The sequence below is a fragment of the Buttiauxella gaviniae ATCC 51604 genome, assembly GCF_001654835.1.
Taxonomy (GTDB): Bacteria; Pseudomonadota; Gammaproteobacteria; order Enterobacterales; family Enterobacteriaceae; genus Buttiauxella; species Buttiauxella gaviniae.
Window position 1 is genome coordinate 52066 of sequence record NZ_LXEP01000036.1, and the last position, 17011, is coordinate 69076.

At 44.4% G+C, this 17011-nt stretch carries 15 protein-coding genes; 8 read left to right on the top strand and 7 right to left on the bottom strand.

The features are described 5' to 3' along the window. Nucleotides 1–88 precede the first annotated feature (88 nt). The 3 genes from M977_RS19930 to M977_RS19940 all read left to right on the top strand — a co-directional run bounded on the left by M977_RS19930 (nt 89) and on the right by M977_RS19940 (nt 3028). Entirely contained in the window at nt 89–1228 is a 1140-nt protein-coding gene (locus tag M977_RS19930; RefSeq protein ID WP_064518383.1) for a nuclear transport factor 2 family protein, read from the top strand. Between the two features lie 3 nt (nt 1229–1231). Then, nucleotides 1232–2539: a histidinol dehydrogenase gene (hisD, locus tag M977_RS19935; protein WP_064518385.1), complete on the top strand. Its 1308-nt coding sequence runs from the start codon at nt 1232–1234 to the stop codon at nt 2537–2539. Between the two features lie 174 nt (nt 2540–2713). Beyond that, a complete protein-coding gene (locus M977_RS19940) occupies nt 2714–3028 on the top strand; it encodes a hypothetical protein (RefSeq protein ID WP_064518387.1) in 315 nt (104 codons plus the stop codon). A gap of 71 nt (nt 3029–3099) precedes the next feature. Here M977_RS19940 and M977_RS25320 read toward each other — a convergent pair whose 3' ends face one another. The 5 genes from M977_RS25320 to M977_RS19960 all read right to left on the bottom strand — a co-directional run bounded on the left by M977_RS25320 (nt 3100) and on the right by M977_RS19960 (nt 9505). Next, nucleotides 3100–3342 carry a hypothetical protein gene (locus M977_RS25320; RefSeq protein ID WP_157092094.1) on the bottom strand — a complete coding sequence of 81 codons (243 nt, stop codon included), beginning with the start codon at nt 3340–3342 and terminating at the stop codon, nt 3100–3102. Between the two features lie 24 nt (nt 3343–3366). Beyond that, on the bottom strand, nt 3367–3903 hold the full coding sequence (locus M977_RS19945) for a transporter substrate-binding domain-containing protein (protein ID WP_064518389.1): 537 nt from the start codon (nt 3901–3903) through the stop codon (nt 3367–3369). A gap of 136 nt (nt 3904–4039) precedes the next feature. After that, nucleotides 4040–4936: an amino acid ABC transporter substrate-binding protein gene (locus tag M977_RS19950; RefSeq protein ID WP_167351107.1), complete on the bottom strand. Its 897-nt coding sequence runs from the start codon at nt 4934–4936 to the stop codon at nt 4040–4042. 8 nt (nt 4937–4944) lie between these two features. Further along, nucleotides 4945–7179: an EAL domain-containing protein gene (locus tag M977_RS19955; protein ID WP_064518393.1), complete on the bottom strand. Its 2235-nt coding sequence runs from the start codon at nt 7177–7179 to the stop codon at nt 4945–4947. A 358-nt stretch (nt 7180–7537) separates the two neighbouring features. Further along, the gene (locus tag M977_RS19960) at nt 7538–9505 is read right to left on the bottom strand and encodes an EAL domain-containing protein (protein ID WP_074392081.1); all 1968 of its coding nucleotides are present in this window, start codon (nt 9503–9505) and stop codon (nt 7538–7540) included. A gap of 665 nt (nt 9506–10170) precedes the next feature. On the opposite strand from M977_RS19960, the gene M977_RS19965 reads away from it, so the two are divergent. After that, the gene (locus tag M977_RS19965) at nt 10171–11625 is read left to right on the top strand and encodes an APC family permease (RefSeq protein ID WP_064518397.1); all 1455 of its coding nucleotides are present in this window, start codon (nt 10171–10173) and stop codon (nt 11623–11625) included. 114 nt (nt 11626–11739) lie between these two features. On the opposite strand, the gene M977_RS19970 is transcribed toward M977_RS19965, so the two are convergent. Together M977_RS19970 and M977_RS19975 are read right to left on the bottom strand one after the other, a co-directional pair. Further along, a complete protein-coding gene (locus M977_RS19970) occupies nt 11740–12213 on the bottom strand; it encodes a DMT family transporter (protein WP_064518399.1) in 474 nt (157 codons plus the stop codon). A 9-nt stretch (nt 12214–12222) separates the two neighbouring features. Continuing rightward, nucleotides 12223–12657, bottom strand: coding sequence for a DMT family transporter (locus M977_RS19975; protein WP_064518401.1), 435 nt, complete (start codon nt 12655–12657; stop codon nt 12223–12225). A 98-nt stretch (nt 12658–12755) separates the two neighbouring features. Between M977_RS19975 and M977_RS19980 the strand changes: the two genes are divergently transcribed. The 4 genes from M977_RS19980 to M977_RS19995 all read left to right on the top strand — a co-directional run bounded on the left by M977_RS19980 (nt 12756) and on the right by M977_RS19995 (nt 16957). Continuing rightward, a complete protein-coding gene (locus tag M977_RS19980) occupies nt 12756–13691 on the top strand; it encodes a LysR family transcriptional regulator (protein WP_064518402.1) in 936 nt (311 codons plus the stop codon). A gap of 107 nt (nt 13692–13798) precedes the next feature. Next, nucleotides 13799–14209: an ASCH domain-containing protein gene (locus M977_RS19985; RefSeq protein WP_064518404.1), complete on the top strand. Its 411-nt coding sequence runs from the start codon at nt 13799–13801 to the stop codon at nt 14207–14209. Between the two features lie 711 nt (nt 14210–14920). Further along, the gene (locus M977_RS19990; protein ID WP_064518405.1) at nt 14921–15898 is read left to right on the top strand and encodes a DUF1852 domain-containing protein; all 978 of its coding nucleotides are present in this window, start codon (nt 14921–14923) and stop codon (nt 15896–15898) included. A 27-nt stretch (nt 15899–15925) separates the two neighbouring features. After that, a complete protein-coding gene (locus M977_RS19995) occupies nt 15926–16957 on the top strand; it encodes a methionine synthase (protein WP_064518407.1) in 1032 nt (343 codons plus the stop codon). Nucleotides 16958–17011 lie beyond the last annotated feature (54 nt).

The following is a 17011-nucleotide window of genomic DNA, read 5'->3' on the forward strand; positions in this document are numbered from 1 at the left end:
TATCGCCATTGCAGGTGAGGGGCATCTTCATCCCCAAATAATATGCACTGTAATAACCTCAGTGTATTCAAATAACGCAGGAGGTCATATGTCTTCAACTGAAACAACCAATAAAACGCCAGTAGCTTCAGAGAAAAGTAATACCAAACCCACTCGCGATGAACCTGTATTACAAGTCGAACGCCGCGACTTTGTGGATTTAGTCCCTGAGAAACGCCCGCGCGTGCAATCATTACGCGGCTTTGACGATTGTTATACCGATATTGTCGATTACATCGTGCGCTGCACCCATAAAATATGGGACGAACGCGATGTTGGTTTAATTTATTCCCATTACACTCACAACTGCGTTTTATATAATGCGCTTGGCACCATGTATAACCGCGAACAGGTAGTACAGGATACCCTACAGCGTTTAATTGCCTTCCCGGAACGCCGCGGCATGGCGACTCAAGTTATCTGGAATGGTAACGACGTTGAAGGTTTTTACACCTCCCACCTGGTGACCGGCACGGGCCGCCACACGCAATACAGCCATCTCGGTAAGCCGACCAACCGCACTTTTGTTACCCGCACCGTGGCGGACTGCATGATCCACGAAAACAAGATTTACCGTGAGTGGGTGGTCAGTGACAACATGGCGATGATGCGCCAGTTGGGGCTTGATACCGATGTGATAGCGCACGGCATGGCTAAAGAGCAGTTCGATAAGGGCTTCCGCGTCACCGATATTGGCGAAAACCGCCGCATGGTCGGGCAATATCCGCCGGAAACGGAATGCGACGTTTCAATCGCCCACACCGATACCGAAGAACAGTGCCTGCGCTGGCTGCACGAAATTTATAACCGCCGCATGCTCGGCAAAATTAAAGATGTCTATGCGCCGAACGTGCAGTGGCACGGTCCATTAATGAAAGAGCTTTACGGCCAGGCGGCGGTTATCCACCAGACGCTGGCGCTGATTGGCATGATCCCGGACGGTGCGTGGATGCCGCAGCACATCTGTTCTAACCCTTGCGACGAAGGCGGCACCAAAGTGGCGGTGCGCTGGATTATGGAAGGCCATCACCTCGGCTATGGCGAATTAGGCAAACCAACCGGTGAACGCCTGTTCGTGATGGGCATGTCTCACTATCACATCGTCAATGGCAAAATCATCGACGAATGGGTGGTTTACGATCATCTGGCACTGCTGGCGCAAATCAAACTGGGACAAATGGGGGAATAAGAGATGGGTACGATTTCTGAAGCTGATGTTGAGTTTATCAAACACCCTCAGGGGCAAGATGTTCAGGCTGACCGCACGCTAACCGAGACGGTACAAAATATTATTGACGAGGTGCGCGAGCGTGGCGATGCCGCGCTGCGCGATTATTCGGCCAAATTTGATAAAAAGACACCGGACAAATTTGAAGTTTCAGAGCATGAAATCGCCAGCGCGCTGGCGGGGCTAGATCCGCAAACTCGCAAGGACAGTGAGTTTGCCATTGCCCAGGTCAAGCGTTTTGCGCAGGCGCAGTTGGCAACCATGCAGCCGCTGGAGATTGAAACGCTGCCGGGCGTGCATTTGGGGCACCGTATTATCCCGATTCAAACTGTGGGCTGTTATGTGCCTGGCGGGCGCTACCCGATTTTATCCGCGCCGGTGATGTCCATTGTTCCGGCGGTGGTCGCAGGCTGCGATGAGATTATAGCCTGCCTGCCACCGGGTGCGCATCCGGCGATGATCGCCATTTGTCACCTTGCGGGCGCGCATCGCATCTTTAAAGTGGGCGGCGCGCAGGCCATTGCCGCCATGGCCTGGGGAACGGAATCTATCCCGGTGGTGGACAAAGTTGTCGGGCCGGGCAACGCGTTTGTTAATGAAGCTAAACGCCAGGTGTTTGGCAAAGTCGGTATTGATGCGTTGGCGGGGCCAAGCGAGATTTATGTGATTGCAGATGACAGCGCCGACCCGCGTATTTTGGCCGCCGACCTGCTGGCTCAGGCCGAGCATGATGTACATACCCGTGTCGGTATGGCGACAACCAGCCCGCAAATCGCCCGCGCTACGCTTGCTGAAATTGAACGCCAGTTAATGAATCTACCAACGGCGGCAACCGCCGGTGAAGCCTGGAAACGGCAGGGCGAAATTGTTATCTGCCGCGATGAAGAGCAACTGATTGCGTGGGCCGACCATATGGCAACAGAGCATTTGCAGGTGCATACCCGCGACCCGCACGCAACGGCGAGCAAAATCCGCAACTACGGCTCGTTGTTTATCGGGCAAAACGCCAGCGTGGTGTTCTCCGACAAATGCTGCGGTACCAATCATACTTTGCCGACTATGGCAGCCGCTCGTTATACCGGCGGATTGTGGGTGGGCGCGTATGTGAAGATTTGCACTCATCAGTGGATTGACGACCAAGGCATTGCGGCTGTAGCGCAACCCGCCGTGCGTCAAAGTCGTACTGAAGGGATGCAGGCTCATCGCCGTGCGGCAGAAATTCGTTTGTTACCCGATAGCATTGATGCCATAACCAACGGGGAGCGTGATTAAAGATTATTTCTAAGTGAACAATATAACGCCAATCCACCTGAAATATTTTCAACTTAAGTTTTATTAATGTTTATTAGCTTGATAAGGTTATTTCTTAACTACATTATTATCTTGTAAGGGAAGGGCGGTAAATGAATTACCCCCAAGTGTTAATATTAATCATGGATTTGGATTATGCTGTCACTGGAAATGGAAGAAGATGTTGTCCTGCGGGTAAAAGGCATGGAAAAAATGCTTGAAGGGATTGTCCGCGAACTCAAAGCTAATAAAGGCGTTGTTGATGAGTTTATTCGGGATGATATCGCAAGGTTCCGGCACTGTTCAAAAGATGTAATAACGCACCATGTTCAGGCATCTCGTAACGTGCGTAAAAGACTGGAAGATGTCACCATCCATTCTCAAAAACGCGTACGTAAAACGGCCCAGAATAATTTGTTATATGGTGTATTGTGCGGAATGTCATTCTGCATGCTTCTACAATTGATGTAATTAGCATCGATGTATTATGGGAGAAAGTTACCTTTCTCCCTTTTTTATTATGGGGAAGTTACGGAATAGGGTTAAGACTTTCGAGTAATGTAATGATACATTTCCGTGGAAAGAGGAAGGTGTAGATTAATATTTTTCCCAGGTAACGTACTGTTAAACCATTGCTCATAAAATTGCTTAAAATCGCTACGATTGAAGCGTGCAGCAAGATTCTTATCAACAAGATTTTTTAGTTCAATGTCATTATGACGCAGCATTATACCTAAGTCTTGCGGCGTCCCTAATGTCAGTGTAGATATCTGATATTCTTTCATATCTTCACTAGTTTCAATGAGTTGTCATAGAGAAACTTCATTCATCGCAGTGGCGTAGCTTTTATGGCTACTCATCGCAGCAAATGCGTCTTTCATCGTGGGTTGAGTAAAGACCATAATGTTAAGCTTCTGCAAACGGTTAAGGCTATTCATATTAATTAAATCAGTTGTACCTTTTGCTACGCTGATCGTTCTGCCTGCTAAATCTGAATAGGAACTAATATTTCCTTTAAATGAACCAAATCGCGTATAAACGGACAGGTAATGACGGGAAAACAGAACGACGTTTTCCCGACTCACTGTATCCGTATTAACGGAGCAATCCATATCAATAATATTATGATTTAGCATCGTGGTACGCATAGTTACTGGTGTTGGAATGAAATTAACAACCAAATCTTTAATATGCAGATCTTTTTTCATAGATTCAGTTACATCTTTGCATAAGTCAATGACATAACCCACCACATGCCCCTCACTAGTTTTATAAGAGTAGGGCGGTGCATCACGATAACCAATATTAACAACTTTATGGCTAGATATTCTTTCCAGCGTGGACATGTTCGTCTCTGCCTTCAAAAAGACGGCGTAGCAAAACAATAATAAGCTCAGTACGTAGTTAAGAAAGTGTTTCTTTTTCATTTATCTTTTTTATGGTTGATCGCTATCTTCTCGGTGGAGTATAAGCGAATAATAGCTAATAAGAATAAAGTTCCGTCGAGGAAAGTGACTGTTTTAATTCAGGTGGCATTGGCCAGTTGAGAGTAATCCCTTGAGGCATGATGGGCTCAAAAAACCATTTATTATAAATGCTGATGAACTCTTTGCTCAACATCAGCTGCTTCATGGAGTGGTTAATCAGATCGGCAAAATGGTCATTATCTTTTTGCATCGGCATACCAATGGGCAGTTGTGGGCTAAGGGTATCAGCCGATATAGCAAAAGCCTGGGGGTGCCCAGAAAGTGCTATTTGCCCAAGTAACAGAATATCGCTTGAGACTATCGCGGGAGTTTGCCCGCTTTCAAGCGCGGAGAAAGCTTTAATATTGTCGGTTCCAAGATCAATATTCAGTGAGAGTTGATGCTCAGAATTAGCTTGCTGGATGTGTCTGACAAACACGGTGCCGCTTTTTACCAACACGGTATGGCCATTGAGCTCGCTGATAGCCGAAATCCGATCTTCTTTGCGTGATACATAACGGGTTGCGGAGAAAAAATAGGGTTCCGAGAACGTCACTATTTTTTGGCGTTCCGCTGTGTAGATCGTGGGAATGCACCCCATATCGATAGTTTTGTTCTCAATGGTTAAAAATTGAGTTGCTGTGGTGACAGGCACCCAATTAATTTTCAATGCTGGGATTTGTAGCTCCTGCTTAAGCATATCGACCAGTCGATTGCATATTTCAATGGAGAAGCCTTGCGGTTTATGACCTTCAACATATGAAAATGGAAATACATCAGTCTGGTAACTAAGCGTGATAGTCCTGGTTTGTACGATACGTGATAAAAGGTCATCGGCGCGGCTATCGGAAGGTGTCAGCAGGCCAACACTGATTAAAATGGTTACTGCCAGAGAAAATAGCGTCTGATACAAATGAGTGGTTATAAGTTGCATGTGCTCTCCATTTTCTCCAGCTCCAGCTCTAGCTCCAGTTCAGCCACGACACTGGCATTCTCTACCGCCCGGCTAAAATAATATCCTTGAACAGTTATTTCTTCTCCACCAAGGGTGGCTAAAAACTCATACTGTTGTTGTGTTTCAACGCCTTTGGCGGTGACTTTCAACCCGCGCTGTAGTGCGTAACGAACCAGCATACCTACCAACACCTGGCTGTCTTCGCACTTGTCGAGTACATCAATAAGAGAGCGAGCAATTTTAATGTGGCTGAATGGGAAAATAATCAGGTAGTCCAGTGTGGCGAAACCTGTTCCAAATTCGTCCAGTACAATGCCAACGCCTAATGCCTGAATTGCATTCAAGGCTGGCAGGATAATTTCGCGATCGAGTTGCTCAGAGCCCGTAATTTCAATTTCCAGCCGCGCGGGATCTAAACCACTTTCTTGTAATGCGTTGCGAATGATGTCCAGTATTCTTGGACTACGCAGTTGGTGTGGAGAGACATTCACCGCCACTGTTTTAGCCGTTGGCCAGTTAGCGGCGTCCATACAGGCGCTGCGGATCAGCCATTCACCTAACCTGGTGATAAGTCCAATATCTTCAGAGACGGAAATAAAGTGGTGTGGTTGTAGCAGGCCTCTAGTCGGATGTTGCCAGCGAACCAGAGCTTCATAACCTTCGATGGCGTAATTTCCGAGGCTGGTAATTTTTTGATAATGAAGGAAGAACTCATTATTTCTGATGCCATCTTCAATTTCCTGACTAAAGAGCAGGTTATTGGATGGATTCATCGTCATTCCGTGGGAATAGAAATGGAAGCAATTTCGCCCGAAACTTTTGGACGTATAGAGCGCAAGGTCTGCGTGAGTGAACAAATCTTCTCGGGTATTACCATGCCGAGGTGCGCAGGAAATCCCAATGCTACAACTGATAGAGAAAGTATGCCCACTACAGGTGAAAGGTTGGCTGAGCGCCTCTAAAACTCTTCTAGCCAATGTTTCAGCTTCAGAAATCGAGTCCTTGTTAACTCTCTGAAGAATCGCAAATTCATCTCCACCGAGACGGATTGCCATATCCCCATCATTAAGTAAGTCCGTTAGACGTGTCGCAGATTCGACCAGCAGTTCATCACCTACGACATGGCCATAGGTGTCATTAACGGGTTTGAAATTGTCCAGGTCTATCAATAGCAGATTGAAGATACAGCCTTCAGTTCTTAATCTTATTAGCCTATCGTCGATGGAGTTGCGGTAAGCCACTCTATTTGGCAGCAATGTCAGAGAGTCATGGTGTGCCATGTACTCCATCTTTTGCGCCATCTCTTGCATGCGTTGTAGATAACCGCGGTCAACCATTGCCACGCGTAGTTTTTCAATCGCTTTTGCCAGTTCACCTATCTCATCTTCTTGATTCTGGAACGGGGTGACCTGGTCAGTTTGCTCATCAGCTATCAACGTCACTGCCTGCACAAGGCGAGGTACCGGGCGGAAAAGATTACGCACTAGCCAATTAACGACCACAACTGTAATACCCAGGATCAAAATCAGCATCAGTAAGGTATTTTTCAACAACTGATTATGAGTAGCAAACAGGGCATTGCGCTCACCAATGCTACTGACAACTGCACCGATCAACTCGCCTGAAAGATTAACGATGGGAATTGAGCCTACGAAGTACTCTTTCCCACCAATAGATACAAAGCCTCGGTAATACTTTTCTAGTGCAGCACCATTTGCGGTGTCGTCAACGGCGGTAATTTTTTGCACTGTTTGAGTGTCGGTAAAACCTTTGTTTTTGTCGTACAGCAATAGCCACGTCGGATTATGGGTTTGTGTTGAAACCAGGGTCAGCATATCGGCTGGATCAAAGCCTGTCTGGATTACGGTCTCGTCATCGCAGAGCGGGCGTTCGGATTCGATGGAAATGACCTGCCCTTCGTGGTTGGATTTTACCGTTACTGAGGTGTAGATATTGCGGATGATATAACTGGTAATTTGCGAATTAGTTGATGCCTGTTTAAACCATTGTTCATGAGATATTCGGTTAACCTCGAAAAGGCCCGCCCCAGAGCCAACTCCATAGGCAATTAGAATCCCCAACATAAGGTAGATAGCAACTTTTCCAGTAATCGAATGATACCAGTGATATTCCCCACGTAAGCTAGAATCCTTTTTACAAGGAGGAACAACCTCATGTTGAATGAGCTCTTTATCTACCATTTTTCTATTCGTACTCTTTTTTAAGCGACTAAAGAAGGCTCAAGAGGGATATTTAATTATATAAACTATTATTTTCATTGTGGTTTATATGACGATATTTGTTAATGCGTTATTTTTTCAATGTTAGCGCATTGTGAACTTGCCAGTGAGTCATGCTTTTTAGAAGACATGCTCGTACGGCCAGGTCGTAGGTTTATTATAAAACACGGAGTATAGAGTTGGCTAATTAATGCGTCAACGATAAACATTAACATATCCATGACTCTGCACATACATTTTAAATTTCTCATAACAAACGAAATATCCAAAAAATAGATTTATTGAAAATGAGAATATCCATTATTCACGATGAACAGAGTTAAGTATTAACTACTAAAAGGTTACATAATTTGTTAATGGGCTGTGGTCGATGAAACAGGAACCCTTGTGCTAAATGGATACCACAGTTCTTAACTATTTGATGTTCTTCATCTGTTTCTACACCCTCAATCAATACCTGACTGCCTGAGCTTTTGCAAAGTTGCACAACATGGTGGAGAAATGCTTCACCGCCTTCACGTGCTAATCCGAGCACAAGCGTACGGTCTAGTTTGATTTTATCCAGCTGATATTGTGTTAAATAAGACAATGTGGAATAGCCTGAACCAAAATCATCAAGAGCAATTTTAATACCCAATCGCCGTAGTTCAGCGAGAACCTCAATAATTTGCTCGGGTTCTTTAACTCTTTGTGATTCAGTAATCTCCATTTCTAACTTCCACCCTGATGGCAACGGATTGCGCAATAACTTACTCACCAGACTTAGGAAACTAGGATCAAGTAATGTTTGTGGCGAAATATTCACCGAAAGTGTCATGCCTGGAAAACGAGATAGTTCATGATGAATGGCTTCAACAGCATTCTCAAGTACCCAAAAATCCACCTCCGGCATCATACCAATTCGTTCATAATATTTTAAAAAGTAGGGCGGTGTTATTTTCCCATCATCACTTTGATGACGAAGTAACACTTCCATGGCTACAATTTTCTGACTATCAACAGTTATCTGTGGTTGATACCATAGTACAAAATTACCACTGTTCTGCAGGTCATTAATATTACGCCTTGCATCTATATACTCATTTACTTCGGAAAGATAATGATGTGGTGATTCAGCTTCACGATAGCCAGGCACAGGTAATTGAAACTGATTTCCTTTCAATGGAACAAAGCTTGTATTGCCAGAGGGCAGAGTGATCTCTTTATAATCACGTTTTTCCATATAACGCAGGAAAGGCCAGTAAATCCCAATTCCGGTACAAATTAAAAACATCTGGAACAACACGGCACTTATTGCGCCATTTGTGCCCAACCAGGCGTTAATGATGGCAGGCGTTGCCCAACCCACCATTTGCTGAAGAGGCGGTACAATGTGCCAAAAGGTAGCGTAGTAGGCAATGATGTAATCCACTGCGGGAGTCATTACGAAGGGGATAAACATCACCGGATTCAATACTACCGGTACACCAAAGATGAGGGGCTCATTGATATTGAAGATGGCCAGAGGCAAGGAGACGTTGATTAAATGTCGATTCGAAGGATTGCGGCTAATGAGTAAACAAATTAAGAGGCTAAGCGTGCCTCCGCTGCCACCAGATGCGCACCATGTCTCATAAAAGGGAACACTTAATATATTTAATGATTCTTTGCCAGCTTTCCATGCGGCTATATTAGATATCGTTTCATTCGATAATCTCAAACCGATATCCTGGAAGATATAAATACCATGCACACCAAAGAACCAGGCGCCTTCACGCACTAGCTCATAAAAAAGTCCATGAGTAAAATTATCAGGATATATTACTTTGGAAATATCCTGAGTCAGCCAATCACTAGCATGTAAAATGAGATGACCAACCAGTACAAGAGCAAGCAGTTTACTGATAAATATTAATAATGTTTTTATTGAAATCCAGTTAAATTTTATTCTATTGGTGCGGAATAGCTTGATGTTTTTTTCTAAAATTAAGTTGGTAAAGATCGCAGCCAATAGAGCGACTGGCAGGCTTACACCAATAAAAAAGTTAGCTTCATTATTGTTATGCTCAAGACCGGTAATACCAAGTAATACAGTCAGGCTAAGAGAAATGCTGAGCATTATAGATAAACGATATCTGACAGCCCATTGTAGGGAAAAAATGATATTTAAAAGTATAGGAAGGAATACCAACATGCTTTGTTGCAGGTTTTCTAACCAAACTGAAGTTTTAACCCAGTGAAAATTCAGACATAACGTGCTTGCAACAATAACCAATCCTCGTAACACAGAAAATGGCATAATTGCCATAGTGCAACTGAGGACTGCTTGTGAAATACGATTGTTAATGAAATTTAATTTTAATTTGTGAAATATGCTAATCGCGTTTCTTTTAGTTATAGTGTAATTCATTCGTTACTTAATTGTGGGTTGATTTGTTATTGTTGTTACAGTGTCAAAAGTTACTATATCACCATATGCCAAGTGACGATATTGAATTTTATTACTGGTGCTAATTAAGCAAGGCGGTTATTGATTATTCGTTATATTGTTTGAACAGTCATCCGACCTGATGTGTTTCTTATCCAAAAATACACATTTATTCAGAGGTGATTTATTTATAGGTGGGTTTGGTAACAAAACTCTTGAAACATGACTATATTTAAGTTTCGGTCATGACTTGAAGTAAATCCACCTGATGTTTTATGTTTTTTACAGGCATGTTAAAAAATTGGAGCGTCTGGCTATGCCACAATCCACGGCATCAAGATTAGCAGAAAACCGCAAAGGCTGGGCATAGTGGCAGTTCCAACACTCTGTTGGGCTGTTTCTAACCTTGATACTGAAATATATTGTGCGGAGAGCCGAACTTTTACACGATATAGTTATATTGTCCCCACTATTAATGTGCATAATTCCCCCGGTCAATAAATTACTGCAAGTAATAATAAATATACAGTTAAGGGATGTCGTTTATGGCGCAGTCAGAGCAAAAACAGTTGCGATGGTACAACATCGCGCTGATGTCGTTTATTACCGTCTGGGGATTTGGCAATGTTGTCAATAACTATGCCAACCAAGGGCTGGTGGTTGTTTTCTCCTGGGTGTTTATTTTTGCACTTTACTTTATTCCCTACGCGCTGATTGTTGGGCAACTGGGGGCAACATTTAAAGATGGTAAAGGGGGCGTCAGTACCTGGATCAAACATACCATGGGTCCTGGTCTGGCTTATCTGGCGGCATGGACTTACTGGGTGGTGCATGTTCCATATCTTGCGCAAAAACCGCAGGCAATTTTGATAGCCCTGGGGTGGGCCATTAATGGCGATGGTTCGCTTATCAAAGAATACAGTGTGGTTGCCTTGCAGGGGATTACGCTTGCGCTATTTGTCCTGTTTATGTGGGTGGCCTCCCGAGGAATGAAATCACTGAAGATAGTGGGATCGGTTGCCGGTATCGCCATGTTTGTCATGTCGCTACTGTATGTTGTGATGGCAGTAACCGCACCCGCCATCACAGAGGTGCATATTGCCACGACCAATATCACATGGGAGACATTCATCCCTCATATTGATTTCACCTATATCACGACCATTTCGATGCTGGTATTTGCTGTCGGTGGAGCGGAAAAAATCTCTCCTTATGTCAACAGTACCCGCAACCCGGGCCGTGAGTTTCCCCGTGGAATGCTAATACTAGCCGTGATGGTGGCCGTCTGCGCGATCCTTGGCTCTTTGGCGATGGGGATGATGTTCGATTCGAATAATATTCCCGATGACCTGATGACGAATGGCCAATACTACGCCTTCCAGAAACTGGGCGAATATTATCATCTGGGGAATTGGTTAATGGTTATCTACGCGGTGGCTAACACGCTTGGTCAAATTGCTGCACTGGTATTCTCCATTGATGCGCCGCTGAAAGTATTACTGGGCGACGCTGACTCCCGCTATATTCCTCAGAAACTATGCCGGACAAATGATGCGGGTACGCCTGTGAATGGCTATCTGATGACACTGGTACTGGTTGCTATTTTGATAATGCTGCCAACGCTGGGTATCGGGGATATGAACGACCTGTATAAATGGCTACTGAACCTTAATTCCGTGGTTATGCCATTGCGTTATCTATGGGTCTTTGTGGCCTTTATTGCGGTACTACGCCTCGCGGAGAAATACTCACCAGAGTATGTTTTTATCCGAAATCGCAAGCTGGCACTCACCGTTGGTATCTGGTGTTTTGCTTTTACGGCTTTTGCCTGCCTGACGGGGATTTTCCCGAAAAAGCTGGATGCATTTACGCCTGAGTGGATTTTCCAGTTGTCGCTTAACATTGCCACACCAGTAGTGCTGGTTGGGCTGGGGTTCATTTTCCCACTTCTGGCAAGGCGACATACCCGAGGGCAGAAGCCAGCCGTGCGGAGCAGTTAATAACCTGATGCAGTGTTAATCTGCGGTCACCACAAACTGGTTATGATTTTGTGGTGACCGTCTAAATGTTAGATCCTGTTATTTCAATGTAATGGACCTGCCGATAGCTATCGTTCAGTTGGCGATGTTTTTCGCGGGCATTGCATTGGCTTTATTACTGGAGTAAATAAAGAAAAGCGCTATTCCCAGGCAGACCACTGCACCAAGGCGCGTCCCAGAAAAGTGAATCGCTTCATTTCCTAACCAGCCAAAATTATCAATGAGCATGCTCATTGCCAGTTGGCCAAAGATAACCGCAACAGTAGCAACAGCCGCTCCAATTCGCTGAACAGCCAGAACCATAATGACAATGTAAGGAACACCACAAAGAGCGCCAAGCAATTGCCATTTCGGCACATCCAGCAAGGTCACAGCATGCTTTGGTTCGAAGAAGAAAATGAGCAGGGCAGTCACCAGTGCGCCAACCGAAAAAGTCAGAAATGCACTGCGAAATACTCCAACATTGCTACCCAACTTGCCATTAATTGCAGCCTGCATGCTAAGAAACGCACCGCCAACGACAGCCAAAATGATCATTAATATATTCACGAGTTCACCTCAGCCCTTTGCCATGAGGAATAGGGCGGCAATAATAAAAATCAGCGCGATAATACGCTTACTGTCAATTTTTCGATGAGAAGAACCAAACAGCCCGTAATGGTCAATGACCAGACTTTTGGAGACCTGCCCTGCCAAAATACCAATCATGGTCATCGCAATACCAATAGTGGGAACGGCAATGGTGAGGATCACGACATACACAGGGCCCAGTATGCCGCCCAGCAGAGTCCATGATGGTTGGGTAAAGAAGGAAGGGCTGTTTCGTGGACTAAAGAACAGCATTAACAAGAATGTCAGCGCAGCTCCGACTCCGAAAATACTGAACGTCGCCCATAAGTCTCCGACTTCGCCGCCCAGTGGTCCTAACAATCCGGCTTCTACGGATAGCCCCATCCCGCCTGCAACGACGAGTAATATAAATAAAAGCTGCATTAAAACAGTCTCCAATGGTTGAGGTGGAGAATCCTATAGCAGTGAAGTGTAATGAAAAACGGTATAATCCAGGAAACACCTTTGCAGAAGGCGGGATAATGTACGACCCAAGCGCCATAAATTTTCGCACACTGTTATTTTTTATCGGTGTCTTTGATACCCAAAGCTTTTCAGTCGTAGCAAGGCGTGAAGGGGTTTCAGTATCAATGATTTCACGTGTCATCCTTCAACTGGAGGACGCGCTCGGTCAGCAGCTTTTTTATCGAAATACCCGAGCAGTTATTCCCACTGAAGCTGGGCGGTTATTTATTAGCTATGCCCGTACCATGACTGAGCAACTGAGCGAAGCCCGAAAAGAGATGCAGGATAGAGCCCTTGAACCTGCAGGGCTGATAAGGATTAATGCGCCTGTATTTTTTGGCCAGCGTCATATTGCCCCCTGGCTTAGCGAACTTTCAGCTCGCTATCCCCGATTGCTGATTGAACTGACGCAGACTGATGATTACATCGATCCTCTCAGGGATGCCTCAGATGTAATTTTCAGAATCGGCACGCTGACGGATTCTTCTTTCCACGCACGCGTATTTGGAACTCAGCGCTATCATCTGGTCGCTTCTCCCGGCTATATAAAAAAATTTGGAAAACTGGAATTCCCAGCCCAACTGAATGACCATAAATGCCTGGTTTACAGAGGGTCATCGGGTCCTAACCGATGGTTGTTCAGGGAACCTGCTGGCTCCTGGACTCACTATCCCATTACTGGGTTACTGACCTCCAACAATGCTGAATCTCTTCTTACCAGCGCACTTAGCGGCATGGGAATGGTGTTATTTCCCGACTGGCTTATTGGTGACAGTCTTAAAAAAGGTGACCTTGTCAGATTGATGGAGGGATTTGAGGCCGCGATCAATACCGAGCCACAGCATATCGCAGCTATCTATCCCAACGCGCGCCATCCCCCGCTTAATGTTCGGGCAGTCATTGATTATTTCGTAGAGGTTTATGGCACGCCGCTTTACTGGCAGTTCGACTGAGATTTTGCGACAAGAGTTGGGATATAGTTCCCTTAGGTGAATAAAGACACGAACAATAACCGGGTTATGGAAACCTGAATTAACTGAATCTGGTAAGGGACCTTATAATGAGTGTGATTGAAAGATTGAAGACGAAATATCCGGGAGCACCGGCGTGGTCCTTTGGTGACAATCCTGATATGGCAAATGAGCTTGCCGACTTAGTCTTGAAAGGAATTAAAACTGCGTCATGTGGTTCTCTTTCCTCTTTTCTGTCGGAAGAACCTTCCCCAAAAATAGGCAGTTATAATATTGTTCTCAATGGAGAAGGTGCCCCGGTATGTGTCATCAGAATAATTTCGATGAGCCTGATGTGTTTTTCTGACATAACTGAAGAATTTGCCAGAAAAGAAGGTGAGGGGGATATGAGCCTTGAATATTGGAGGAAAGAGCATAAAGCGTTTTTCACCCGGGAAGGCTATTATTCTGATGATATGGAACTTGTTGCAGAAGAGTTTAAGTTGATTGAAATTCTATAATTTGAGCGAGGCTAAGGTTCATTTGCATTTGAAATAGTAGCTGTTAGCTCACTTTTTCGAGCTCATGCTTTACCGCCTTCAGCACTTCTCAAGCATCAAGTGAAGGATGTTTTGCTTACCTACGTGGCTTTATCCATGTTTCTAATAAGGTTTAAAGCTGAGGTGTACCAGCAGGTTTTCATTTTTCCAACTCTTGATGAAATTAAAGCAGAATAAAATTCACCTCCATTATCTGCGCTTTTTTCACTTAGAATCAGAAGGCGATTAATACCCTTGGTTATTTATGGTTATTATTAAACTGGGGCTGAATCGGGGTGAGGCTATGGTCTTGCTTCAGGGCGAGGACGTTCGATAATAAGATGATATAATTATATATATCATAATAATAGGCGGTTGCGCATTCCCTTGTAACCTCCCCACAAGTCTACCCAGTTAACCGCTCCCGGCCCGATGGATTCCAGCGGTGAATCCTATGGGAAGGAGACTACGTTCCTGATATCGACTATAACCTTTCCCCTCAACATGAAGATAATTCATGTTCGCTGAAATTTAATCACTTTTCCTCAATCAATGACTCTGGCATAAATTACCCACTGCAATTCGCTACAGACAATATGAAAAGTACTGAATAAATCACCTGAAAAGAAATTTGGCGATGCTGAAAAAGCAAAAATAAATTCAGGTTTTATCAGAAATCAGGAAACCATCGCGATGAATAAAGAATTTACCTTTACTATTAAAAGCCTTTCTTTCGATGAGAATTACAATCCATCTGAAAATACACGCATTACGACTAACTTCGCTAATTTAGCCAGAGGAAGTCAACGCCAGCAGAATTTGTGCAATACCTTAAAGATGATTGATGACCGTTTCAATTCTCTAGCGCATTCCGATAACCCAGCAGGGGACCGTTATTGCGTCGAACTTGAAATCATTTCCGTTGAGATAGATGTTGAAGGCAAGGGCGACACCTTCCCGGTGATTGAAATATTGAAAACGAATATTGTCGATCAAAAAACTAACGCGCGTATTGAAGGCATTGTGGGGAATAACTTTTCCTCTTATGTACGAGATTACGACTTTAGCGTATTGCTGTTAGATCATAACAAGAATAAACCTGGATTTAGCACGCCAGATAATTTTGGTGATTTGCATGGCAACATATTCAAATGCTTCATTAACTCAAGTGCTTACACAGAGCGCTTTAAGAAACCGCCGGTTATATGTTTAAGCGTGTCCAGTAAAAACACTTACCACCGCACTGATAATCAGCATCCTGTATTGGGCGTAGAGTATCAACAAAATGAACCCTCTATGACCGACCACTATTTCAATAAAATGGGCTTACAGGCACGCTATTTTATGCCGCCAAATAGTGTTGCGCCGCTGGCTTTCTATTTTGTAGGTGATTTAACTGGCGATTACACGGATCTTGAACTGACAGGTACTATTAGTACGATGGAAACCTTTCAAAAGATTTATCGTCCTGAAATTTATAATGCTAATTCTGTAGCAGGAAAAGAGTATCAACCTAGCTTGAATCAACAGGATTATTCATTAACTCAAATTGTTTATGATCGAGAAGAACGCAGCCATTTAGCGATTGAACAGGGCAGGTTTACAGAAGAGAACTTCATCAAACCATACCGAACTCTCCTTGAGCAATGGTCCGCTAACTACGTTCTTTGATTAACTAAAAATATAAGGTCATCTATTATGAAAATATTATTACCGACGTCGACTGCGGGTAGTTTACCGAAACCTTCCTGGCTTGCACAACCTGAGACACTTTGGTCACCGTGGAAATTGCAGGGCAATGAATTAATTGACGGCAAGCAAGATGCTCTGCGTTTGTGCCTGCAAGATCAGCTACAGGCCGGTATTGATATCGTCAGTGATGGCGAGCAAACGCGCCAACATTTTGTCACTACGTTTATTGAGCACCTCAGTGGCGTTGATTTTGAAAAACGTGAAACAGTTAGAATTCGCAATCGCTATGATGCCAGCGTTCCTACGGTTGTTGGCCCTGTATCCCGCCAGAAGCCTGTGTTTGTTGAAGATGCCAAATTCTTACGCCAGCAAACCAGCCAACCTATTAAATGGGCGCTGCCAGGTCCGATGACCATGATCGATACGCTTTATGATAGCCATTATAAAAGTCGTGAAAAGCTGGCCTGGGAATTTGCCACAATTCTTAATCAAGAAGCCAGAGAATTAGAGGCTGCAGGTGTCGATATTATCCAGTTTGATGAACCGGCATTTAATGTGTTTTTTGACGAGGTGAATGACTGGGGGATTGCCGCTTTAGAAAGAGCCGTTGAAGGGCTTAAATGTGAAACTGCGGTGCATATTTGCTATGGCTATGGCATTAAAGCCAATACAGACTGGAAAAAGACATTGGGCTCGGAATGGCGGCAATATGAAGAGTTTTTCCCGAAGCTGCAGGCCTCTAATATCGATATCATTTCGCTTGAATGTCAAAACTCTCGTGTTCCAATGGATCTCATTGAACTCATCCGGGGCAAAAAAGTCATGGTCGGGGCCATTGATGTGGCAACCAATATCATTGAGACACCAGAGGAAGTCGCTAACACGCTACGAAAAGCACTGCAATTTGTAGATGCAGACAAGCTTTATCCAAGCACTAACTGCGGCATGACCCCGTTATCTCGCCAGGTCGCAAGAGGCAAGTTAAGTGCATTAAGTGCAGGCGCGGAAATTGTACGTAGAGAACTCTTAAACAAATAACTTCGGTAAATATTAGGTCATTGAAGTGGAGTGATACACTGAATTTAGGCACTT